The 22,695-nt window shown below is 42.5% G+C and carries 21 protein-coding genes; 17 read left to right on the top strand and 4 right to left on the bottom strand.

Going from position 1 to position 22,695, the window contains the following annotated elements; translation table 11 throughout:
* Nucleotides 1-7 precede the first annotated feature (7 nt).
* A complete protein-coding gene (locus B9N86_RS26865) occupies nucleotides 8-3,037 on the bottom strand; it encodes a hybrid sensor histidine kinase/response regulator (RefSeq protein WP_208916112.1) in 3,030 nt (1,009 codons plus the stop codon).
* A gap of 247 nt (nucleotides 3,038-3,284) precedes the next feature.
* Between B9N86_RS26865 and B9N86_RS26860 the strand changes: the two genes are divergently transcribed.
* From B9N86_RS26860 to B9N86_RS26840, 5 genes are all read left to right on the top strand, one after another.
* Nucleotides 3,285-3,749: a pyridoxamine 5'-phosphate oxidase family protein gene (locus tag B9N86_RS26860; protein ID WP_208916111.1), complete on the top strand. Its 465-nt coding sequence runs from the start codon at nucleotides 3,285-3,287 to the stop codon at nucleotides 3,747-3,749.
* Nucleotides 3,750-4,051: 302 nt separating this feature from the next.
* Entirely contained in the window at nucleotides 4,052-4,252 is a 201-nt protein-coding gene (cspD, locus tag B9N86_RS26855; protein WP_006207896.1) for a cold-shock protein CspD, read from the top strand.
* An 84-nt stretch (nucleotides 4,253-4,336) separates the two neighbouring features.
* Nucleotides 4,337-4,573 (top strand): cold-shock protein, encoded by a 237-nt coding sequence (locus tag B9N86_RS26850; protein ID WP_208916110.1) that lies wholly within the window; start codon nucleotides 4,337-4,339, stop codon nucleotides 4,571-4,573.
* Nucleotides 4,574-4,749: 176 nt separating this feature from the next.
* The gene (locus tag B9N86_RS26845; RefSeq protein WP_208916109.1) at nucleotides 4,750-4,926 is read left to right on the top strand and encodes a hypothetical protein; all 177 of its coding nucleotides are present in this window, start codon (nucleotides 4,750-4,752) and stop codon (nucleotides 4,924-4,926) included.
* A gap of 225 nt (nucleotides 4,927-5,151) precedes the next feature.
* Nucleotides 5,152-5,940 (top strand): formate/nitrite transporter family protein, encoded by a 789-nt coding sequence (locus B9N86_RS26840; protein ID WP_208916108.1) that lies wholly within the window; start codon nucleotides 5,152-5,154, stop codon nucleotides 5,938-5,940.
* Between the two features lie 120 nt (nucleotides 5,941-6,060).
* Here B9N86_RS26840 and B9N86_RS26835 read toward each other — a convergent pair whose 3' ends face one another.
* Complete coding sequence (locus tag B9N86_RS26835; RefSeq protein ID WP_208916107.1) at nucleotides 6,061-6,249, bottom strand: hypothetical protein; 189 nt, start codon at nucleotides 6,247-6,249, stop codon at nucleotides 6,061-6,063.
* Nucleotides 6,250-6,469: 220 nt separating this feature from the next.
* On the opposite strand from B9N86_RS26835, the gene B9N86_RS26830 reads away from it, so the two are divergent.
* From B9N86_RS26830 to B9N86_RS26820, 3 genes are read left to right on the top strand one after another with little or no spacing between them, the layout of a single operon-like run.
* Nucleotides 6,470-7,804 carry a spore germination protein gene (locus tag B9N86_RS26830; protein ID WP_208916106.1) on the top strand — a complete coding sequence of 445 codons (1,335 nt, stop codon included), beginning with the start codon at nucleotides 6,470-6,472 and terminating at the stop codon, nucleotides 7,802-7,804.
* An 11-nt stretch (nucleotides 7,805-7,815) separates the two neighbouring features.
* Complete coding sequence (locus B9N86_RS26825) at nucleotides 7,816-8,889, top strand: GerAB/ArcD/ProY family transporter (RefSeq protein WP_208916105.1); 1,074 nt, start codon at nucleotides 7,816-7,818, stop codon at nucleotides 8,887-8,889.
* The gene (locus B9N86_RS26820) at nucleotides 8,882-9,967 is read left to right on the top strand and encodes a Ger(x)C family spore germination protein (RefSeq protein WP_208916104.1); all 1,086 of its coding nucleotides are present in this window, start codon (nucleotides 8,882-8,884) and stop codon (nucleotides 9,965-9,967) included. The genes B9N86_RS26825 and B9N86_RS26820 overlap by 8 nt, the downstream gene beginning before the upstream one ends.
* A gap of 212 nt (nucleotides 9,968-10,179) precedes the next feature.
* Here B9N86_RS26820 and B9N86_RS26815 read toward each other — a convergent pair whose 3' ends face one another.
* Together B9N86_RS26815 and B9N86_RS26810 are read right to left on the bottom strand one after the other, a co-directional pair.
* Entirely contained in the window at nucleotides 10,180-10,386 is a 207-nt protein-coding gene (locus B9N86_RS26815; RefSeq protein ID WP_208916103.1) for a hypothetical protein, read from the bottom strand.
* A 120-nt stretch (nucleotides 10,387-10,506) separates the two neighbouring features.
* A complete protein-coding gene (locus B9N86_RS26810; protein ID WP_208916102.1) occupies nucleotides 10,507-11,370 on the bottom strand; it encodes a helix-turn-helix transcriptional regulator in 864 nt (287 codons plus the stop codon).
* Between the two features lie 155 nt (nucleotides 11,371-11,525).
* Here B9N86_RS26810 and B9N86_RS26805 point away from each other — a divergent pair, with 155 nt between their 5' ends.
* The 9 genes from B9N86_RS26805 (at nucleotide 11,526) to B9N86_RS26765 (ending at nucleotide 22,580) form a co-directional block, all read left to right on the top strand.
* Nucleotides 11,526-12,920, top strand: coding sequence for an MATE family efflux transporter (locus B9N86_RS26805; protein WP_208916101.1), 1,395 nt, complete (start codon nucleotides 11,526-11,528; stop codon nucleotides 12,918-12,920).
* A gap of 106 nt (nucleotides 12,921-13,026) precedes the next feature.
* On the top strand, nucleotides 13,027-13,632 hold the full coding sequence (locus B9N86_RS26800) for a nitroreductase family protein (protein WP_208916100.1): 606 nt from the start codon (nucleotides 13,027-13,029) through the stop codon (nucleotides 13,630-13,632).
* A 126-nt stretch (nucleotides 13,633-13,758) separates the two neighbouring features.
* Nucleotides 13,759-14,124 carry a hypothetical protein gene (locus B9N86_RS26795; protein WP_244562859.1) on the top strand — a complete coding sequence of 122 codons (366 nt, stop codon included), beginning with the start codon at nucleotides 13,759-13,761 and terminating at the stop codon, nucleotides 14,122-14,124.
* A gap of 374 nt (nucleotides 14,125-14,498) precedes the next feature.
* Nucleotides 14,499-16,604, top strand: a complete 2,106-nt coding sequence (locus tag B9N86_RS26790) for a CdiA C-terminal domain-containing protein (RefSeq protein ID WP_244562858.1) — start codon at nucleotides 14,499-14,501, stop codon at nucleotides 16,602-16,604.
* Nucleotides 16,605-16,623: 19 nt separating this feature from the next.
* Complete coding sequence (locus B9N86_RS26785) at nucleotides 16,624-17,082, top strand: SitI3 family protein (RefSeq protein WP_208916099.1); 459 nt, start codon at nucleotides 16,624-16,626, stop codon at nucleotides 17,080-17,082.
* A 175-nt stretch (nucleotides 17,083-17,257) separates the two neighbouring features.
* Nucleotides 17,258-19,333 carry a serine hydrolase domain-containing protein gene (locus B9N86_RS26780; RefSeq protein WP_208916098.1) on the top strand — a complete coding sequence of 692 codons (2,076 nt, stop codon included), beginning with the start codon at nucleotides 17,258-17,260 and terminating at the stop codon, nucleotides 19,331-19,333.
* Between the two features lie 400 nt (nucleotides 19,334-19,733).
* Entirely contained in the window at nucleotides 19,734-20,903 is a 1,170-nt protein-coding gene (locus B9N86_RS26775; protein ID WP_208916097.1) for an acyltransferase, read from the top strand.
* A 109-nt stretch (nucleotides 20,904-21,012) separates the two neighbouring features.
* Nucleotides 21,013-21,705, top strand: a complete 693-nt coding sequence (locus B9N86_RS26770) for a helix-turn-helix domain-containing protein (RefSeq protein ID WP_208914247.1) — start codon at nucleotides 21,013-21,015, stop codon at nucleotides 21,703-21,705.
* A 14-nt stretch (nucleotides 21,706-21,719) separates the two neighbouring features.
* Nucleotides 21,720-22,580: an IS3 family transposase gene (locus B9N86_RS26765; protein ID WP_210190619.1), complete on the top strand. Its 861-nt coding sequence runs from the start codon at nucleotides 21,720-21,722 to the stop codon at nucleotides 22,578-22,580.
* Nucleotides 22,581-22,695 lie beyond the last annotated feature (115 nt).

The following is a 22,695-nucleotide window of genomic DNA, read 5'->3' as shown; positions in this document are numbered from 1 at the left end:
CGTCGATTCATACATGTATTGTTGCGGATGTCGTATTTTTGGGGACTATGAATTCTACAGTTGTACCTATATTGGGGGTACTTTTAATTTTTAAGCCCGTACCATATAGCCTTTTAAGACGTCTATTCGTATTGATCAAGCCAATACCTTTTCCAAACGTATTTTCATCATCATAGACTTTACTTACTTGTTTACTGTCCATACCTACGCCATCATCAATAATTTCTATTTTGGTGAAATCCTTATAATTTGCAATCCTTATACAAATGGTTCCACCACCCTTGCTAAGGATTCCATGACGAACCGCATTTTCTACTAACGTTTGAATACAGAGCGGCGGAATCTCTACAGTAATAGGGTCATCTACTTCCCATTTAACCTGTATGCGATCTCCAAATCTTTCACTTTCTATATATAGATAGGATTTTACGAGATTAAGTTCATTTTCAATGGGAATTACACGTTTTAAATTTTCTTCTTTAAAGCTGCCATACAAGTACTCTCCGAACTTTTCTATTAAAATATCCATCCTATCCGAATCTATTGTACTAAGAGATGAAATTGCATTTAATGTATTGAATATAAAATGGGGACGAATCTGTGCCTGAAGCCATGCTGATTCCATATAATGTTTTTCATTTATGGACTGTTTTAGATTAATTAGTGCAATACTACGTGATTTTAACTCAAGTGCATTGATCGGCTTCGCAACGTAATCATTGGCACCCAAAGTAAATCCAACATTGACATCCTCAGTATAGTTTCTCGATGTTAATAGTAAAATTGGGAGTTCAATGATCGAATAGCGATCTCTAATCAACGCTGTTAACTCATAGCCTGATATATATGGCATCGTCACATCTACAATTAATAAATCCCATTCCGTAACATCTAATAATTTCAATGCCGCTGTTCCGCTAGTCACAGTCACAACTTTATATTGAGCAGCTGGAAAGATACCACTTATCATTTTTAAATTACTTGGGTCATCGTCAACTACCAAAATATGACGTGTCTTTTTTGAGATTAGGTGTTCATCTTGTTCATCATCAACGTTCTCATGTAAATCCATTTTTATTTCTTCACTTTTTTGATCCTGTTCGTTCACTAAGGGAAGTGTAAAAATATACTTGGTACCTATGCCTACTTCCGACTTGATCTGTAAACTGCCTCCATGCAATTCAATCAGCTGTTCAGAAACATTCAATCCTAATCCTAAACCTTCATCATTAGGAACTCCTTGTTTATAAGCAGACTTCACCTGTTCTTGTGTTTCTTTATCCATCCCAATACCCGTATCTTGAACATAAATGATAGCCATGTCATTATAAACTTCTGCATTCACGACGACTTCACCAGTATATGTATACTTAACAGCGTTCCCTAGAATATTGAAAAAAATCTGAATAAGTCGACTTTCATCCGCTAATACGTTAGGTAAATTAGTTGGAACAGTAGATATTAATTCTATTTGTTTCCCCTCAGCTGAATATTTCAACATATCAAATACACTAGTGATAGCCGCATGTAAATTTGTGCTTTTCGGGTGAATTTGTATCATTTGCTCTTTTAAACGCGTAAAATCAAGCAAATCATTCAGTACGAAAGACATGCTTTTTCCAATATTAACTATACACTTCAAATCACTTTTGTCTTTCTTCGTGAGTGAACTATGGTTTTGATCATGTAGAGATTGTGCGATGGTTGTCATCTTATTCAAGGGGTTCCAAAGTTTATTCGTACTACTAGTTAAAAACTCATCCTTTAATTTATCTGCTTGTTTCAGCTCATCAACGAGCTTTACAACTTGCCTGCCTTGCCGATAATAGCGCTTAAACCAAAAAACGGCTAATCCTAAAATAGCGCATAAGTAGTCAAATGGATAGAAAGGTATTTCTAATTCAAAAAGTTCCTTAATCAGCCCCCATAGAATGCCTGAAGTCGAACTTATAACGACTAGAGCAATAAAAAAAGACTCATCTTTATGTTGGAAATATTCTCTTAAAGCTAGAAAAGCAACGGAAAGAAAGGAAATCGTATATAAAATGAAAAAAATGATGTTTACTTCCAACAAATAATTCAATGGCAGAAGAATAATGAATAGTGCACTTATTCCATAACAAATAAAGAACCAACGAAAACGTTTGTACGCTTTAAAATTCGTCAATAAAACACTCATGATCAGTACCAGAAATAAGGCAGCCCCAAGGTAAACTAACTCTTTTAATTTAAATGACCATTCATAGTTAAGATGAAGCCATTCCATGGTGGAACTATTATAAGTAATCAACTCATCCGTAGCCGGAAGGAGAAACCCTACCGCAAATATAAGGATTATTCTCTCACGATGAATGAAAACGTATATTAAGATACAGTAGAGGCTATGGAGAAAGAGGATGACTACCATACCGATTAACAATACGCCTTCAAATCTTTGTTTTTTAACCATCGCTTCAGATGAACCAAATTTAATTGGATTCTTCACTGCAATGCCGTATGAAGTGTCGAAATTGGAAATATGTAAAATAATATCGATTTCATTATTTTTTACCGAAAATGAAACAACGTAAGGATTTCCTTTACCTATATGGTGATCTATATCGGTTGATACTACACCAGATCCACCCTTCAAATGACCATTTATATATAGTGCGGATGCTGTATTCGTAGGCGGTATACGTATTGAAAATACATCATCTGAATTTTCATTAACCAGAATTTTTAAATGATATGTTCCAAATCGACGAGTAGAGGCTTCATTAGCTGCCTTAGGTATTGTTCTAACGATCTCTTCTATATTAGAATTTATTTCTAGAGGGCTCACTAGTCTTTCGGGATAAAACTCCCATTCTCCATCAAGGTTAATAACTTGATCATCCACTTCATGTGCCCGAAGATCTAAAACTCCGTTTTGGGCGATCGGATGGGCCAGTGGATCATGGTACATAAGCCATAACAAACGAAAAGTTGTCAAAAAGATCATAATAAGTAAAAGAATCAAAATATAGTTTAATTTATTTTTTCTTGAGTTTGGCATCTCTAAATCCCTTTCACAGTTTCAAACGAATTCTAAACAAGAATAAGAGCGCTACCGATCCAGCAGCGCTCAAAGTATACATTAGTATGGAAGAACAAAAGAATTATTCCTTAACTATACGTTCAGTATACTGAACTCTTATTGCATCACCAATACTTATTTGATCTCATTCTTTTTGGTTTATGCTTTGTCAGAGAATGATTCGATTGACGAACGAATAATAACATGAGGGAAGGAAGATGGGTGGGTGACTAAGCAGAACGAGATATCAACTTCACTGTACGAGCTCTTAAATGGGCTGAATCTAGAAGACAAGCAGCATGAGGCTATGATGCTCCTAACAGTAACGGAAGATCAATGGCCTCATACAGCCATGGTTAGTGTGGGAGAAGTTGTTGCTCTGGACACCAAAAGGCTGCGGCTGGCGTTGTGGCCAGGTACGATTACGGCCGGGAACATCGTCCGTAGTGGACAGGCCACGCTTGTTGCCATTCATGACGGTGTTGCCCATTACGTACGGCTCAGGCTGTCCCGTTTACCAGAGCTTCCCCTTGCCCGTCATCCGCGTGAACGTTTTACTGCGAAGGTCGTCGCGGTGCGGGAGGATACTGCTAAATATGCCGATATTAACTCTGGTGTGACCATTACATTGAAAGATCCCGTTGATGTGCTTAACCGCTGGAGAGAGACGATTCTCGAACTGCAGGAATAACAGACGGATACCTTACGGTGTATGACAGGCCTTCGGATAATTTCGGAGGTCTGTTATATTTTAGTCACTTTTTGCATAGTATAATAATAAAGATTTCTTCCAAAAACATTTCTTAAAAAACATAATTTCAACATTTGCCAACGTACTCTAAATGTGATAATATAGGAATATCGAAATCGACCTGAATTCACATATTGTAGAGGGTTGTATTTTCAGGGTAACCCTGTACAATATGTGAATTTTTTTATTCGTCTACGAAGTAAAAAAAGGTCATGTAAATAATCTTCAAGGAGGTACACCCCATGCAAACAGGAACTGTTAAATGGTTTAATGCAGAAAAGGGCTTCGGTTTTATCGAAGTTGAAGGCGGAAACGATGTATTCGTTCACTTCAGCGCGATCCAAGGCGATGGCTTCAAAACGTTGGACGAAGGACAACGCGTAGAATTCAACATCGTTGAAGGAAACCGTGGACCACAAGCTGAAAACGTTGTAAAACTGTAAGACCAAAAGGCTGGCTGCCCTTAATGTGCGACATTAAGGGCAGTTTTGTTTTATATTCTGCGACGAGGACAAGGAGGAGTGTTCATGTATTCGCGTAAAAACGCTATGGAAAGCATACCGGAGGAAATGACCGAAGTATGGTCATGTACGAAGGATGATTGTAAGGGTTGGATTCGGGATGATTTCGCATTTGAGACAGAGCCAGTTTGTCTGCTGTGTCAATCTCCTATGGTCAAGGAAACGAAAATGCTGCCCTTGCTCGTCAATACGAATAAGAAGCAAAAATCCCTTAGCAAGGGGATCCTGATCGATCGGAAGTAGCGGCTAAGAACCAGAGAAAGCGATTGGTACGGTCGGTATCTTTTCGAAAATGTACGAACTTCCGCAATACCTAACCGTTATTCGTTAAATTTTGGTTAGTTATATATGTTCCCATTTTTGACTCAGGGCATATAGAATTTGCGGAAAGCGCATAAATTCCAAAGGAGTGAACCGTATTGAATACGCAAAACGAGGTACTGAAACGCAACATTGACAACATGATTATTCAAGAGAATCAGGAAGGCTTGAATGACCAGGAGAAGTTCATCATGCAGAAGCTGATGAGGGAGAAATATCAACTGGAGCATGAGAGCAAGCTAGAGAACAGTGAAGGCGATAACGATAACAAGTAAGGATTTCACTAAATCCGGTAACCAATGACTGTTTCATATAAAAGGCGTGAACAAGCGGATGATCATTCGCGGTTCGCGCCTTTTTTTGATATTCATTTTGGTGGGGGATTCGATTTTTGTGTCAAATATAATATTGCTCTTCCCATGAGAGGATAAAACATGTAATCTATGAAAATGAACCCAATATAAATCATATTATGATCTGCTGGCAAAGGAAGTGTGTTCATGGAAGTTCAATCTCTGCTCCAGGTGGAGCAACTCGCTCTGAAGAAGATGAAAATATTCAAGCAAAGCAGGCTGCGTTACCTAGCACGATCGGCGCTGGCTAGTATGTTCATCGGATTTGGTGTTATCGTGGCCTTCAAGACAGGAAGTTTTTTTTATAATGATCATTCACCGATGACGTACCCGATGGCCGCTCTCACCTTCGGTGCAGCCATTATTCTGATTTCCTACGGAGGCGGTGACCTGTTTACAGGCAACACCTTTTATTATTCGTATGCGGCTCTTCGGAAAAAACTGAAATGGCTGCAGGTGCTTAAGCTATGGGGGACAAGTTACATTGGTAACATTATCGGGGCCGCTGCGTTCGCTCTGTTGATTTATCTGACGGGCCTGTTTGCGGATCCGTCCATTAACGAATTCCTGCTTGGTGTTGTGGAGAAGAAGATGAATGCCCCGGTGACGGAGCTCTTTTTCCGGGCGATTTTGTGTAACTGGTTAGTCTGTCTAGCCTTCTTCATTCCGATGGGGCTGAAAGGGGACGGGGCTAAGCTGTTTGCCATGATGTTGTTTGTATTCTGCTTCTTTATTTCCGGCTACGAGCATAGTATCGCGAATATGTGCACATTTGCGATTGCGTTGGTGGTAGAGCATCCCGATACGATATCGATGTCAGGTGTATGGTATAACCTTGTACCTGTAACCATCGGCAACATGATCGGTGGGTGCGTGTTTATGGCGTTTATGTACCATTATGTCAACAAACCATTTATGGATGAGTATCAAGAATAAGGGACTTAATTGCCTACCTCATAACCACACAATTGCATAATCGTAAAAAGAACACCTCGTCGTCTCTCAACCCGCCAAAAAAATGGACCGGGTAAGTAGAGATGAACGAGGTGTCTTCATTTAATACCTAATATTGTGTATTATGAATCCAAATATGACGGCTATAATTATAAAAGCACCTGCGGCAGCGAGTGTGGTCAACATATCACTTAATAATCCTCTTTGCATCAGACCCTTTTGTTTCTCCTTAACTTTTCTTTCAGAAACATCTTCTTTGATTTGATCCGGATTTTCAGGGCCCATAACCATTCATCAACACCCCCTGTAGTCTTGAATAATTAAATTTTACCATAAATCACTGAAAAGACACCTCGTTGTCTCCCGACTTGTTACAGTTATGGAGATAAACGAGGTGTCTTTTGGTTATGCCGAGGTTATTCTGGGATACATCGTATTGAATATCCGGACTGGTATAAGGAAATAATTGAATACTGAATACTGTAAATATTTAAGTCGAGGAGGTAGAGGCTTGATAACGATCGAAGAAATTACTCGCAGCGTGAAGGAAGTAGCACTTTCCAAGGATTTCAAAGTTCAACGTTTAGACAATGGACAACAGCAAGTCTTTATCTACTACCTCGAATCGTTATGTGACGCGGCATTAATCAGAGAGCGGATTTCTGAGCCTTTTGCCAAATGCACGTTAAGGGGAGCATTCACAGGGGTTCTTCAATCTGAGCTATTATGCGAAGAAATTCGAGAAGTAAGCACAATGTCTGGTAAACTGCTTACAGGTTACGTAATTGTTTTCTTCAATGACCGACTATGGGCCTTATTCGCAGCGAATGTCATGGCCAATCAACCTGGTGAAACAACCGTTGAAGCCACTATCCAAGGTCCAACTTATGGTTTGTCAGAGAACAATCAAACGAACATCAATCTCATCCGAAACCGTTACCCGTCATCACATCTCATTGTTGATGAGTGTTATGCAGGGCGTATTTCCCAAACTAAATTAGCCATCCTGTATGACTCCACACGCGTGAATACCGAAATATTACGAGACATTCAGAAGAGGATTGAGGCTGTTGAAGCTGAGATTGTTCAAGATCTAGGTCAACTAGAAGCGCTCATCACTCCATTAAAGTATCGATTATTTCCCGTGATGCTGAATACGGAACGTCCGGATCGAATCGCAATGAATCTTGCTCAAGGCAAGGTGATTTTACTCATGCAAGGAACACCCTCTGCCCTAATTGCACCCGTTGTATTCTACGATTTTATGTCTGCAGCTGATGATGTTTATCAATCCTTCTGGATCACTCGTGCTCTGGTAATACTTCGGTACATGGCGCTTATCATCACGATCATGTTACCTGCTAGTTATATTGCTGTTGTCTCCTATAATCCGGAAATTTTCCGCGTGCAGTTAGCCGTATCTATTGCGGGAAGTCGAGCGACCGTACCGTACCCTTCTTTTTTCGAGGTCTTTATCATGTTGTTTATTATCGAAACGTTAATCGAGGCCAGTATTCGGCTTCCCAAGAACATAGGGCAAACAGCCACGACTGTTGGCGGTCTCATTCTTGGCCAAGCTGCGCACCAAGCCGGATTAGTAAGCAGCATTATGATTATTATTACTTCTACTGTAGCCATTGTGAACTTTGTAATCCCAGTGAATGCCATGAGTTTCGCGATGCGCATTGTCAAATACCCTTTGATCATTCTCGCAATGCTCTCCGGCATTACAGGAATCTTAGTAGGTTTGTTTTGCTTTACGCTTTATTTAGCAAGCATTAGGAGCTTTGGACAACCTTATTTCCGTCTCTATTTAAATGAATATTCTCCCACTAAATATAAGTAAAGGAAATGTTTATGCACCGGTATCAGTACTATCTCGTTTTGCTGTGTACGTTAATAAGCCCAATTCTCTACGTACCAAGATTGCTGCTTGAAGCCCGATACAGCGGGGCGATGACTGCGGTTGGCATCGCCATTCTGATTGGAATTTTGATAAACTACCTGTTCAAAAAGAGCTTGCAGCCATTTCAAGAGTTATCCCTTACGGAAATTTTGGAACAATACGTACCGAGTTCTATTCGATTCTTCCTCTTCAGCCTCTTTGGTTTGACCTGGTTTGCAGCAGGTGCATCTGTTTTAATTTCGATTTCCTTTGTCATCAAGGGATTTATTAATCCTACTATGGATATTTATGTGCTGCTTCTATGCTTCCTAATCGCCGGTTGTTGGGCTGCTTTGAGAACGACAATGACGATTCTGTACAATCTGGAGCTGTGGTTAATAATTATAATCCCACTCATCCTGTTTATATGGATAAAAACAATACGTAACGAAACGTTTTCTTGGGACGCAGTGCTCACAATGAACGATTACTTGCTGAATGCTCCATCATGGGATCTAATTGCCGTAAGCAGTTTTTTATTTACTGGATATATCTCATTATCGATTTGCCCGGTTAATCATCATCCGAAAAGAAACTTTCATTGGCTATGGTTGATTCCACTCATCGGTACTGTCGTTTTCAGCGCTACATTTTTCATTCCGATTGGCATCCACGGTACTCAAGCTGTAGATAAATATGTATACATTTGGGTAAATACTGCCGATTCGATACAGATAAAGCATGGGGTGATTGAGCGTGGAGTGTTCCTGCATTTGATCAGTTATATCATTATGTCATTGCTGTTTATCTCAACGAGTTGGCATGTGGCGGCGGAATGGATGAACGGTGCGATTAAACATCACTCGGCTCATGTCAAACGCATTTTGGTAGGAATCGTCGGCATTATCGTGTTCGTTGTCGGTTATTATGCAAGTGAGAAACAAGTAATGACTCTTACGAATAGTTGGTTCTCGATACGCTTCATCGCAGAACTTCTTCTGGTAGCGGTCATGCTTGGGGTTAGAAGGAGGGTTAGATGTGAATAAAGCATTTATGATGTTGCTCATGACAGCATTAATCCTTCTTCAGGGATGCGGGTTCAAAGATATTGATAAGCGATTCCTTGTAGTAGCGATCGGAGTAGATCAAGGAGTGGAGAAGAAATATAACGTAACCATAAAGCTCATTATCCCAACGACATTGACAGAACCTGGGGAATCTAAATACCAATTAATAAGCAAGGAGGCGGATAGTATCTCAGAAGCATTGGAGCTGATGAGATCCGATGTGGACAAGCATTTAGATCTGGGCCATACTAAAGTCACGATTTTCGGTAAAAATCTTGCAGAAAAGGATATAACGAAACATATTGATTGGTTTATTCGTCGTCGTGGTGTTCAACGGATAGAGTATGTAGCTGTCGCGGAATCTTCTGCCAAAGAAATACTCTCGTTGAGTCAGAAGTCGGAACGGTTGGCTGGAAATTCCCTAATTCTAAGCTTTGGTCGTGAAGGAACGGAATCCTCATTTATTGTTACGGAATATCTGTATGATTTTTTTGAACGACTCTTGGAAAAAGGAAGAGATCCTTTTATGCCCATCATTAGAATCAGAGAGGATACGTATGAGATTAATCAGGTCGCATTATTCGATAAGAAAAAAATCAAATTGATACTTGAACCGAATCAAACCCGAATTTTCAACCAATTGATGTATAAACATCCTCAATTCGAAGTAAATGTTACGGGAGATAATCTGCGATTTTCCCTGTCCGTACATAAATATGATTATCGCTACAAGATCAATACTTCCGAACAAGGACGGCCTTCTATAGATTTCGTTGTTAACATCAAAGGGGCAGCAGAAGAGTCCGAAGAGATTTTTTTCAATCAAAGCTGGGGAGAAATCGAGCAGGCTGCGGAACGCTCGATAGAAAAATCTTACCTTGAGCTATTGAATAGCATGAAAAAAATGCAACTGGATCCGCTTGGATTCGGACTTCGATATATCGCGACACGACATGGGGGAGATAAGGACTGGGAAGAGTGGCAGGAGCTTTATCCCCTCGTTGAATTTAACATCAAGGTGAATGTTACCTTGGAAGGAACGGGTGAGATCAAGTGAAAGAAATAGGAAAAGCGAGTGCTTAAGCAGGCGCATTAATAAGACAGTGAGTTCTCAGTAACCTTAAAAAGACACCGTATCATTCAGACCGCCAAGACTGCTTTGGCCGGATGAATGATACGGTGTCTTATTTTATGAGATAAGAACGTATAACTTCGTATAAAGTGCATCCTTATCTCGCAAGAAAAACTACCACTAAGTGTGGTCTGTCTTCATTGAGGTGCGTCGATAGACGAGAATGGTTGAGTGTCTGTTCTTCTATGCTGAGGCTCTATTGAACTGTTTGCTGAAGACAGCGTCATTTCCAGCTTGCGAGTGATTTCCTTCTTCCACCTCACGTCGCCAAGCTGGGTGGCAAGATTCAACAGGTCCAGGTAATCGTCAACCTGCAGGTTGGTGCGTTGGAGGTTAGGTTTCATAGGGGTCTGGTTCTCCTTTATATGTGGTGTTTCGATTCAGGTTCTCATTTCATTGGTAATGATAATCATTATCATACCTTATCTTCATTATAATGGCTTTCGGTTGGATTGCAAGATGCATTATGAAAAACGCTGACGATATTTTCGTGGAGAGAGTCCTTCCTGCTTGGCGAAACAGGAGGTGAAATAGGCTGCGTGGTTAAAGCCGACATCTTCCGCAATCCGGCTCACTGTCTGGTCGGTCTGAAGTAGCAGCAGCTTGGCTTGTTCAATTCGGTAGCGGAGTAAATACTCCACAGGAGAGCATCCGAACTCTTTTTGCATACAGCGTGCGATATACACGGGATGGAAGTTAATGTTTTCCCCGAGCGTTTGAGCTTTAAATTCTTCCCGGTAATGCTCCCGCAAAAACGCTGCTGCCTGTTCTGCGCATGATGAAGAGGGGGAGGACACCGGCGTGTCGAGAGCTGCGGCAAGCTGCTCAAATAACTCCTGAAATAGCAGCTGTTGTCTCCATAGTGACTGAATGCGGTGGCCGTGTTGGACAAGAGAAGCAAGAGAATCCAGCAGTTCAAAAGCTTTCTGTGGTTGCGGCAAAGTGCCAAACTGAGGGACCTTGACCGTAAAATAGTTAGGGGAAAAGGGCTGTAGTTCCAGTGACTCGTCCTTCTTGGGAACCGAGCCGTCCTCACCCGAGATCCATCCGCCGGACGTTTGAAAGTGCAGCCAATAGTGGATCGTATTCTCAGTACAGCCTTGTGTCGGGAAATGGTGGGTATCCGGCCGTAAAATAAGAAATGATCCAGCGTCAATATCGAACGGGCGTCCATTCTCTGTGACGTATAAGCAACCTTTTCGCACGACAAGCAGATCAAATACACCGATGTTTCGCCTGTTGGGGTGCCGATCACCTTCGGTAGCTTCATATACCCCGCTGATAATGTATTCAGGAAGTGGAGGAACGGTAAAGTGAAGAATAGTCATCTGAGGACTTCCTCTCCAATTTTGAAGTTTGAATTTTATAAGTTTAAGTTCATAAAGTGATATTCTAAAATCAGTATATCATCTATAATTAGAAGCTGTCATAAGTGATTGTAACTGAGCGGCTGTTCAGCTCGTCAATAAAGTTGGAGGTTTGAATGTTGGATAAAGAAAAAAGTAAATTTGCATTATGGGTTCTGGTATGGCCGATTTTTATCGAGGTTTTTCTTCAATTTCTTCTTGGTGCGGTAGACACGCTGATGGTCAGCCGGATTTCGGATGATGCTGTCGCCGTGGTCGGATTCTCTAATCAGCTGTTTCAAGCGATGACCACTCTATTCATGACGGTAGCAAGCGGTGCCGGCATTTTGATTGCTCAGAAGCTTGGGTCTCGTAAAAGTCACGACGCTAGAAAAATCGCAATTATGGCTCTCAGCGTCAGCACGCTGATCGGTGTGGTGCTTAGTGTCGTGTTATATATGCTTCCTACGCAGATCGCTTCGGTACTTCAGCTTCCAGAGCGATTACTGCCGCTGGCTGGCACCTATATTTCCATCGTTGGTGGAGGTATGGTGCTAATCGCCATGATGTCTACGATGAGTACGGTCATCCGGAACACAGGCAACACGAAGGGACCAATGTATATCGCTATCGGGATGAATATTATTCACGTGTTTCTCAACTATGGCTTTATATTTGGTGCTTTCGGTCTGCCGCAGTGGGGACTAACCGGCGTGGCGATTTCAACGGTAGTAAGCCGACTGCTCGCTGTATTGCTGCTCATGTTTATGTTCATCCGCTCGTTCGAATACCGGATCCGCCTGAGCGAATTCCGTATATTCGATAAACCGTTATTTAAGGAAGTATTGAATATAGGTTGGCCCCTCGGCATTAATATGTCCTGCTGGGTATTCTCACAGTTGATTATATATACGTTCATTGCAACGATCGGGGCAACGGAGCTGGCAGCACGCACATATATGAACACATTGGAGTCCATGTGTTTCTTGCTCGGCATGTCTATCGCGATGGGCGCTCAGATCCAAATTGCGCATCTGTATGGAGCAGGGAGAACGAGGGAAGCGTACAAAGCAGCATATCGCGCCCTTGGAATCGGAAGTATTTTTGTCGGGGTGAACGCTTTACTCATCTACGTATTTGGTGCCCAAATTCTCGGATTATTTACTAAAGATTCCGAAATCATTACGATCGGTGTCTCGTTGCTTGGATTGAATCTGATTCTGCAGCCAGGCAAACTGCTGAACATGACCCTTGGGAACTCACTAAATGCTCTGGGGGATACCCGATTTACGATGTACATTTCACTCGGTTCGATGTGGTTGATCGCCACAGGTATGTCTTATGTGCTCGGCATTCATTACGGCTGGGGCTTGGTAGGAATCTACTTCTGTATGATTGCAGATGAATATGTGCGGGGGGTGCTGTCGGTCTTCCGCTGGCGTGGTCAGAAAGTGCTTCGGAAGGCTGAAATGGCACAGTGCTCCGATTCGCATACGGATGCGAGCGAAGCTGCCGTTCCTGCGGGCATATAAGGCGTTCGAAGGACTTGGAAAGCTTCTCGGGTGCTTGCAGACCGCTTTTTTGCTACAATGGGTCATAGAAGATGGAAAGTTTTAAGATTTTAGGAGGGAAATTGTGATGAATGTAGTTGAAGCAATCCGCACACGTCGTAGTGTGGGTAAAGTAAAACAGGACCCGGTACCGCAGGAAAGCATTGAACAAATTCTAGAAGCCGGAACATGGGCGCCCAACCACAAACATACGGAACCGTGGCGTTTTTTCGTGATGAGAGAGGGAGGCCGTGAACTGCTGGGTAATGCTCTGGCTGATATTGCTCAGAGTAAGGCAGGCGAGAAGACGGAAGAGGAAGTGGCTGCCGCGCGGGAATCGGCGCTGAGTAAAGCGATGCGTTCACCGGTTGTCATCGGTGTAGCTGTGGTTCCTTCCGACGACCCTAAAGTCATTGAGCTTGAGGAGTATGGCGCTGTATTTGCGGCAATTCAAAATATGCTGCTTCAGGCTCATGCCCTTGGTCTTGGTGCTGTATGGAGAACTGGCGATCCATGTTTTCATCCGTTGATGAATGAGGCGTTCGGCCTTCGGGAGAAAGATAAAATGCTAGGATTTATCTATCTGGGCTTCCCTGATATGGATGCAAAACCGGGTAAACGGGATGACGCTGCAAGCAAGACGGTGTGGGTGAACGAGCCGGTTGAACGTTTGAATGGATCAAACCAATCCTAGTAAAAACGATTATTTCCCTGGAACATCTATCTCGTTTTTGAAGTTTTCAGTATAATAGACCTATGTTTGTCGAATAATGACGGTTCTGGACGACGACCAGGATATACATAGGGGGATTAGATTAGCTTGAACTTTCAAAAATGGGACATGGGCAGTAAGATGATTTTTATTGCGACATGCGCCGCAATCATTTCGTTTTTCTTCAAATGGGTGGATGTCGGGTTCGTCTCAGAGAACGGGTTTGGCCAGGGAGCGGTGTTTTTCATTCTTTTGTTTCTTTATCCATTCCTGATGGTGATCCGTGAGAAGCGGATGAGTAAGATGCTTGGATATATCATGGCCATAGTAGGTATCATACTTTCATACATCTATATACTGTCCAAAAGTGTTGATATCCTCGGCTCAACCTTCAATGCTGCTTCCAGTGGTCCATATTTGTTTATGGCAGCCTGCGGGTTGTTGTTATTGGGCGTACACAAACGCAGAAACTAGACTGTAAGAACAAGACATCTGAATAGACTAGGCCGAAAAAGGACTGACCAGACGTGGAGAATTATCTGCGGGGTCAGTCTTTTTGGTTATCGGCTTCATTATCGTTCCAGTTTTCTTTGTTGATTAGGCTGTATCCGGTTGACACAACGTGAGGCATCCAACGGAAACTGGCAAATGCCGTATCTTTAAATTGAGGCGTGGTCCCAACTTCGTGTGTAATGGACCTGTTAATAAAGTAGAGGTTATCTTGCGTAGCGGTCTTATTTTCCTTTTTATGGTTTAGTTTAGAGTCCGAATGAGTAAATATATAGAAATACCTTTTTCAATGATAGCGGTATGCTGTGGTCATTCTTGGGAGGAGTGAGCTTCATACGATGTCTATTATGATGATCCGGACGAGAGTCAGGGATTATGTCGAGTCTGTTTACAGCTTTTGGCGCGGTTGGTTAGCGAAATATCCTTTACTTACAAAAATTTATTTTTTGTTTTCCTGGATCTCTTTGATCTTCTTTATCGTCAGTCTTCTAATTATGAGAGATTCCCGTACTATGCTTGTCCAGTATCTATGGTCCTTTTATGTTCTGCTGCAGTTTTGGCTGCTGTGCAGGAGCAAGACGCTGTCATGGAAGCAAGTCAGTCTATTTGTACTCGCAGGTGTGTTATTTGTTGTGCCGTTTACGAATTTGACCATGCAGTTTCTACATTGGATTTTCGGTGGCAACACTTCGGATACCTGGTCTATTGCCGTTGTCACGCCAATTATCGAGGAAATGTGGAAGCTGCTCCCACTAGGTGTGTATCTTTTCTTCTCCCGTAAGGCGACTTCGCTCAGTCTCAGTGATTATGTCTTGTTAGGCGCGGCACCGGGTGTAGGATTTCAATTATTCGAAGAGCTCTCCAGGCGCTGGGTTAACAACAATTACAGCATGACATTCCTGGGAGGTGAAACGATTCATTGGGATGTATTCACTTTGTTCCCCGGGCATTTTGAAGAGAGCTTTATTCCAACGATGATGAACGTGAGTCATCCCGTACATACCGCCATGATTGCTCTTGGCATCGGAATAGCCTACCGTTTCCGTAATAAGCTAAACCGTTGGGTGTACCTGTTCCCAGGTGTTCTATTGTTATGGTCCATACTGAATCACGCGGCTTGGAATGGACAGAATCAGTTTCCCGATTGGGTGATGAATATCCATGAATGGACAGGTAACGGTTACACAACTAAAGGCTTTTTCCTAACTATGCTAGCCGCTGCATTATTTATGGACTATTTCGCTCTTCATAAAATTAGTCAGCGGCTGCCGAGATTGGAGTCAGAGCGGATCATCAACCCGTTCTCTGAGCTCTGTAATATGGCAGTTGCCCTATTACAGGACCGTAAGAGGCTTGGATATCTACTTAACTTTTACAGGGAACGCCGGGAACTTGGGTTCTCACTTTTATACGGGAACGAAGAGGCACACAGCCGAATCAGCTTGATCCAGGAAAAAGTTCATAAGTACGCTATGTTGCTTGGAGCCATAGGCGTCCTTCTGCTCGCTGCAGGTCTATTAACAGGGCTGCAAACCCTCCTGTTCGAACCGGACTCTGCTTGCTTTGCTTGCTTATTCGATTCTTTGCAAAATTGGTGGGATGGGCTCAGCGGTTGGGAGCAAGCAGGGATCGTTCTTGGTGCTTTCGCCCTCTCCTTCATGCTTGTAGGATTTTGGCCAGCTTTCGGTATTGTTATGACGGGAATGGGTATTGCTGGAGGCGGACATGAGATTGCCGGATACATACGTGATCCGAAGAAGCTGTTATCTCCACAAAATGCAATCGCTGTGGCCACGGCTGTTATTCTTAGCCGAATTCCAGTAGGTAAAGGTCTAAATTGGCTGTCCGATCGGCTTGGTCCCCGAACAAGGAAAGTTTGGGAGTCGATAAAATCCAAACTAGGCTTGAAGCATAAGCCAGATGCAGAGCAGAATGATATGCCGGGCAGGAAGGATGAACCTGATCCGAATGGTCAGAAGAAGGAACCGCCTGAGGAAGAGCCGAATGAATCCAAGTTAACAGAACCAACAACGTCTGGGGGCAAGCCTAAAGGCAACTATGAGAAACCAGATCCTAACGATCCAAGGCCAATCACCAGACAAAATGAAACCGCTGACTTGTTAGCTGAAAAAGGTTACGATATAGAAATGTTACCTGAAGTTAAGGGCGGCAATGGATATGGGGTCAAGCCAGAATCCAATCCAGACTTTTTAATCAATGAGAAAGTTTTCGATTGCTATTCCCCTGATACTTTAAATGTAAGGAACATATGGTCGACTGTTGTGGGGAAAACCGAGAATCAAGCAAGCGGTATCGTATTAAACTTGGAGGATTATACAGGTTCAATGGATAAGCTGGTGAAACAATTTGACGACTGGCCCATTGAGGGGCTGGATGAATTGTTCATCATAAAAGATGGCAGCATTACGAGATGGTTTCCATGATAAAGAGGGAGTGGTGTCAATGTTTTATATTCTTTATATAGGAACAGATTATGCATTTGATGAACTCAAAAAAATGCTAGAAGATCATCTTGTTCATACTGTTGAGGATGGGGAAATACTTAGAACTTCATCAGAGGAACTCGTCATATCTTGGGATTGGGCTACGCTTAGCATTAAAGAGGGGGGGCAAGGGCTTCGGTTTACGAGTGAAGATTATGAAATGGAGCTTAGATACAGCTTTTGGTTTGAAATCCTGTCTGAGAATGCGGATTGGGCAGAACGGTTAATGTCGTTTACAGGCCATATGCTTAGTCAATTTAAAGGGGATTGTGTATTGGAATCGAATGGAGACACTCCAATCCTAATAAGAAGGAACAATCGGATCGTCGTTGACGATAAGAAGCTGAAAGGAACGAGGAGGTTTCCATTTCATGCATTGAATCAAAATTTTGTAGAAGGAGATATAGAGAGGGTTTAGCTTCGGAAGTAAATGGTTGAAAGCTTATTCCAACTTGCAATTTGAGGAGGGATAAGCTTTTTTGCATGCAAAATCCAGGGGGAATTTGTATACTTCAAACTATCTATTAATATATTGAACCATATCAGTTGGTAAATCGTACTATATGGTAGATTCAAAATAAGGAGGAAATTCAATGAAGAAAAGGTTATCATGGTTGTTATCTGTCACACTGGTGCTGATGCTACTCATTCCTACAGCAGCAATGGCATCCACTGGCAGTAATGTTACAGTCTCGAATCAAGGACTGGAGAAGATTGCTTCAGAGAAAGCGACGCTGCTTACCGAAAAATATGGTACGGTAAGCGTCCAGTATGCGCTGATCGACAACGGCAAGATAACGGTGTCAGGTCAGGCTGGCCATAACGATATGGAAGGGAAGAAGCCGCTTACCAAAGATACGATGTATGGCATCGGATCGACGAGTAAAGTGTTTACGACCGCTGCCGTAATGAAATTGGTAGACGAAGGGAAGATCAATCTGGATACTCCCGTAGTCGAGTACATAGCTGACTTCAAAATGAAAGATGAACGATACAAGAAAATTACCCCACGCATGTTGTTGAACCATTCTTCAGGGTTGCAAGGGTCCAGCCTTCGAGGTGCCTTTTTGTTCGATGATAATGACAAGAGTGCGCATGATACGCTGCTGCAACAATTGTCCACCCAGAGCTTGAAGGCAGACCCGGGGGCGTTCTCCGTCTATTGCAACGATGGATTTACGCTGGCTGAGATTCTTGTAGAGAGAGTAAGTGGTAAGGATTTTACTGCATTCATTCATCAATATTTTACCAAAGCATTAGAAATGAACCATACGAAGACATCGCAGGATGTATTGGAAGCAGACAAGATGGCTGGTCTTTATTATCCTACTTATGAAGGACAGCTTCCGAACGAGACTGTCAACGTGATTGGAACGGGTGGAATCTATTCCACTGCTGAGGATCTGGTTCGATTCTCGCAAATATTTACGGGACAAGTAGACGGTATCCTCTCCGACAAGTCAGTACGTGCGATGGAGCAGGAAGAATATAAAAAGGGCTTGTGGCCGAAAGAAGCGGATAATTCGTTTGATTACGGGCTTGGGTGGGACAGTGTGAGACTGTTTCCGTTCAATGACTATGGAATGAAGGGTCTCGTCAAAGGCGGGGACACTATTTTGTATCATGCTTCTCTTGTCGTGCTTCCGGAGCAGGATATGGCTGCTGCCGTGCTATCATCGGGCGGTTCCAGCTCAACGAATGAGTTGCTTGCGAACGAGCTGCTGCTTCAAGCAATGAAGGAGAAGGGTACAATAAAAGAGATCAAGGCAGAGAAGTCGTTCGGTAAGCCAGTCAAGGCTTCCATGCCTGAAGACGTCATGAAACACGCTGGCTATTATGGTGCTTCGAATCAACAGCTCCAGGTTGTGGTCAATAAGAATGGAGAACTGTCCTTATCTAATCCGCTCGTACCAAACACTCCGGAACAGAAGTTTGTATATACTTCAGACGGGAGCTTTGTCAACGAGGATGGTGGATCAAAACTCAGCTTCGTGAAGGAGAAGAATGGACGCACCTACTTATGGGCTAGAGAATATTTGACCGTTCCGGGTCTCGGACAAATGGCTTTGTCACACTATACGGCCGAGAAGCTGGAAGAACATACGTTATCTCCAGAGACTGCTGAAGCTTGGGCGAAGCGGGAAGGCAAAACGTATTATCCTGTGAACGAGAAATATACTTCTCTCATGTATCTCATTATGAAACCTACAATGCAGATTGACCGCACGGACGATCTCCCGGGTTATCTGCTCGACAAGAAAATTACAAGCCCTATTACAGCAGCGAGCGAGCTTCAAATTCCGGCGATGGGAGGACGGGATTTGTTTGAACTCCGTTTCGACACAAAGGATGGAGTCGAGTACCTTGAGGCTTCCGGAAGCTTGTATGTAAGCGAGGAGCAAGTAAAGCCCCTTTATAAGGGGAAACAGTCCTCGGTCAATCTGAATAGTGATGGGCATGCCAAATGGTATACCGTTCCTGCAGCGACTGTCGGTAAGACGATGACCGTTGAGATGCCGGCAAAAGGTGCCTTTGCGGTATATGATGAGCAGGGAGTATGTGTGAACTACACTGTCGTCAGTGGCAAAAACGAAGTGAAGCTGCCTGAGAATGGAACGATCGTATTTGCCGGTGCGGCAGGGTCAACATTCGGCATTACTTTGAAGTAGACCGAAGCAGCAATATATTTGAAAGTACAGCATAACAATTATTGAAGGCCGTTTGAAATATCCTTAATTTTTTGCGTAAAAGGCTCATTCCAACTTACAAGTTGGAATGAGCCTTTTTTTCGTGCGATCTTTATTGATGATAAGCTCACGGGAGATCGGTTCCTATGCTTTTTTGTGCTTTCATCGAGACTAGTATTATAGATGTCTACAACACAATTTTTAACAGTATATTTCCAATTTGAGATATAGTAATCTATTTGAATACCTAGTGAATTTTTCACAAAATGATAAGGAATTGTTAAGGATTTCTGTGCGTTTTTGGTAAGATTACTCTCTTATACTTCATATATAGATAAATATAGATGGATGGAAACAGGTGAGGAGGAGCATTAAAGCAATAATGAGAAAAGGAACCATTAGAGACAATCTGTCAGAAATTCAGCTGGTTAGGGCAATGGCGATCATCGGTGTTCTGTCTGTGCACGCTACATCGTTCGCAACGATTGCGATGAAAGAATCGAATTTTTATTTAGTGTACAATTTTTTTAACATTTTCATGAAGATAGGTACACCGGTATTTTTGTTCTTGAGCAGCTTCGTGTTGTTCTATAGTTATTATTCTCGTCCGTTCGACAAGAAGTTGATCGGTAACTTTTATAAAAAGAGATTACAATTTATTTTAGTTCCGTATGCATTGTTTTCGGTGTTTTACTTTCTAATATTACATTTTACGCATTATCGAGATCGTTCACTGGAAGAGACCATAGAGAAGTTTGTGGTTCAGCTATTTACAGGCAAAGCCTATACGCACTTGTATTTTATATTCATTAGTGTTCAATTTTATATGATGTTTCCGTTATTTTTATGGCTATTCAAACGTAAGCCTAATCTTGCAAAATGGGCCATACCTGCAGGATTTGTGATGCAATATGCCTTTATCATTCTGAATAAATATTACTTATTTACTGGAAGACCTAGTAGTTGGGCATTGCACTACATGTCTTACTTTATGCTTGGGGCAGTTCTAGGAATCTATTATCCGAAGTTGAAGGTATGGTTCCAGATCCAAAAGGAAAATGTGACGGCATCCCGCCTCACTGGTTGGATTGTGTTGTGGGCGATATGGCTGTCGGCATCTCTTGGACATGTTTACATTTATCATACTTCCCGCTTGTATGGTGCGAAGTATGATTCTCTGTTGTACCACTTTCTCTGGAATATACAGACGATTACGGCAGGACTTGTGGCCATTCAGTTATCTCATATATTGCTCCGGCATGCATGGCCGTGGCTAACGAGATTTATGACAAGGCTTGGAGAGGTGTCGTTCGGTATTTATCTCATTCATCCGTATTTTTTGTTTATCTACCGGAGATTCCCGCCGGAGACAGGCTTCTCACCTCTCATTCATCTGTGGTACTTGGGAGGATTCGTGCTTGCCCTTGCAGCGTCCTGGATTGTCGTATCTTTGACCGTGCGCTGGCTGCCGATGTCTTGGGTCATATTTGGCAAAGTTCCTCCTGCGAAGCGGAAATCACGCGTCGTATCTGAAACAGTAGCCTCTACTTAGCTTCTCGAGAAAAAACAAAAGCAGGCCATCCGAGGGGATTGATATGCTCCCATCATAGTAGACAGTAGAAAAAAACAAAATTCTACTCTACTAATGATGGGAGTTTTTTATGATGTCCAAAAGGAATCCAATTTCTTTTGATGTAAAGTTACGTATCGTAAAGCGATGCCTTCAGCATGAGACGACCCCTAGTTATGAAGCCAAGCAGTTGGGGGTAGATAAAAACACGGTTAAAGATTGGATAAGGAAATATAGAGCAGATGGTTATGAAGGATTAAAGAAATCCAGAGGATGTAAAGCATACTCAAAGGAACTGAAGCTTGCTGCCATCAGGGATGTTTTATCCGGAAATCATTCTATACGAGAGGCGACAAAGAAGTATCATATTTCGAGTAAAAGTGTTTTGACGGGATGGATTTCCAAGTATACTTGTAGGGAAGAAATAAAACCTACTCGTAAAGGAAAAGGACTATCTCATATGAATAAAGGACGTAAAACCACTTTCGAAGAACGCATTGAAATCGCGCAGTATACGATCGCCAATGATTTGGATTATCAGAAATCCATGGAAAAATATAATGTTTCTTATACCCAGGTCTACTCATGGGTGCAAAAATATAAATCTGGCGGCGAGGAGTCTCTCAAGGACAATCGTGGTCGCAAAAAGCCTGTAGAAGAGCTAGATGACCATGAACGACTCAAGCTTCGGATCAAAGAACTGGAAGCACGGAACGAATATTTAGAAATGGAGAACGCCCTCGCAAAAAAGTTGGCAGAGATCAAGCGACGAAATTCACGCTAACGTTAGTCCGGCATGTGGACTTGTACCAAGCTATCCAAGAACTGCACGCTGAGAAAGGTTATGCCATCACGAAGCTGTGTGAGATAGCCGGAATCGCTCGATCTGCCTATTATAAATGGCTGAAATGGAAGCCATCCACCCGGGAACTTGAAATTCTTTCGCTCGCTAAGGAAGTGAAACTTCGCTATGACAAGCGAAAGGGGGTTCTTGGCTATCGTCAAATCCGCACACAATTAAACCGTAAACTCAAAAGGAATTACAACAAAAAGCGTTATTATCGAATTATGCGTGCTCTTGGATTGAAATCGGTGATTCGCAAGAAACGACCGAACTACGTGAGAGCCTCTGAAATCCATGTAGCTGAAAATGTAATGAATCGTGAATTTCAAGCAGATGCTCCTAATATGAAGTGGTGCACAGACGTAACAGAATTGAAGTATGGGAATGGTCGTAAAGCCTATCTGAGCGCTATCGTTGATGTATACGATAACTCCATCGTTTCATGGGTTCTAAGCCACTCCAACAATAATAAACTCGTTATGGATACGGTGAAGAAAGCTTACGGGAGGAACCCGGGGGTGACTCCACTTCTCCATAGCGATAGAGGCTTCCAATATACCTCACATGAGTACAGTCGACTTCAGGTTAAGTACGGTTTTACTAAAAGTATGTCTCGTGTGAGCCGATGCCTGGATAACCAACCCATTGAACGATTTTGGGGTACATTGAAGGCAGAAAGCTTTTATCTGACGAAACACGAAACCTATGATGACGTCCTCGAAGACGTGAGAAATTATATCCGCTACTACAACAATTACCGCTATACAGAGCGATTAAATGGCTTGTCTCCCAACGAGTATCGACGAGCTGCTTAACGATGAGAAAAGAAAATAAACCCTCAGCTCTGTTAACTTGAACTGAGGGGAATAATCTAACCATTTTTGTTTTTTACACTGTCTACTTGACAGGGGGCACTTCAGATTGGCCTGC

The sequence above is a fragment of the Paenibacillus uliginis N3/975 genome (genome assembly GCF_900177425.1).
GTDB lineage: Bacteria > Bacillota > Bacilli > Paenibacillales > Paenibacillaceae > Paenibacillus_AQ > Paenibacillus_AQ uliginis.
This window is presented reverse-complemented; position numbering and strand designations above follow the sequence as displayed.

Bases quoted from the DNA above. Each gene is read 5' to 3' on its own strand.
- B9N86_RS26785 (WP_208916099.1), top strand. From the start codon at position 16,624: ATGTTTTATATTCTTTATATAGGAACAGATTATGCATTTGATGAACTC.
- B9N86_RS26810 (WP_208916102.1), bottom strand. From the start codon at position 11,370: ATGACTATTCTTCACTTTACCGTTCCTCCACTTCCTGAATACATTATC.
- B9N86_RS26790 (WP_244562858.1), top strand. From the start codon at position 14,499: ATGTCTATTATGATGATCCGGACGAGAGTCAGGGATTATGTCGAGTCT.
- cspD (WP_006207896.1), top strand. From the start codon at position 4,052: ATGCAAACAGGAACTGTTAAATGGTTTAATGCAGAAAAGGGCTTCGGT.
- B9N86_RS26780 (WP_208916098.1), top strand. From the start codon at position 17,258: ATGAAGAAAAGGTTATCATGGTTGTTATCTGTCACACTGGTGCTGATG.
- B9N86_RS26840 (WP_208916108.1), top strand. From the start codon at position 5,152: ATGGAAGTTCAATCTCTGCTCCAGGTGGAGCAACTCGCTCTGAAGAAG.
- B9N86_RS26835 (WP_208916107.1), bottom strand. From the start codon at position 6,249: ATGGTTATGGGCCCTGAAAATCCGGATCAAATCAAAGAAGATGTTTCT.
- B9N86_RS26865 (WP_208916112.1), bottom strand. From the start codon at position 3,037: ATGCCAAACTCAAGAAAAAATAAATTAAACTATATTTTGATTCTTTTA.
- B9N86_RS26805 (WP_208916101.1), top strand. From the start codon at position 11,526: ATGTTGGATAAAGAAAAAAGTAAATTTGCATTATGGGTTCTGGTATGG.
- B9N86_RS26800 (WP_208916100.1), top strand. From the start codon at position 13,027: ATGAATGTAGTTGAAGCAATCCGCACACGTCGTAGTGTGGGTAAAGTA.
- B9N86_RS26815 (WP_208916103.1), bottom strand. From the start codon at position 10,386: ATGAAACCTAACCTCCAACGCACCAACCTGCAGGTTGACGATTACCTG.
- B9N86_RS26825 (WP_208916105.1), top strand. From the start codon at position 7,816: ATGCACCGGTATCAGTACTATCTCGTTTTGCTGTGTACGTTAATAAGC.
- B9N86_RS26770 (WP_208914247.1), top strand. From the start codon at position 21,013: ATGATGTCCAAAAGGAATCCAATTTCTTTTGATGTAAAGTTACGTATC.
- B9N86_RS26775 (WP_208916097.1), top strand. From the start codon at position 19,734: ATGAGAAAAGGAACCATTAGAGACAATCTGTCAGAAATTCAGCTGGTT.
- B9N86_RS26850 (WP_208916110.1), top strand. From the start codon at position 4,337: ATGTATTCGCGTAAAAACGCTATGGAAAGCATACCGGAGGAAATGACC.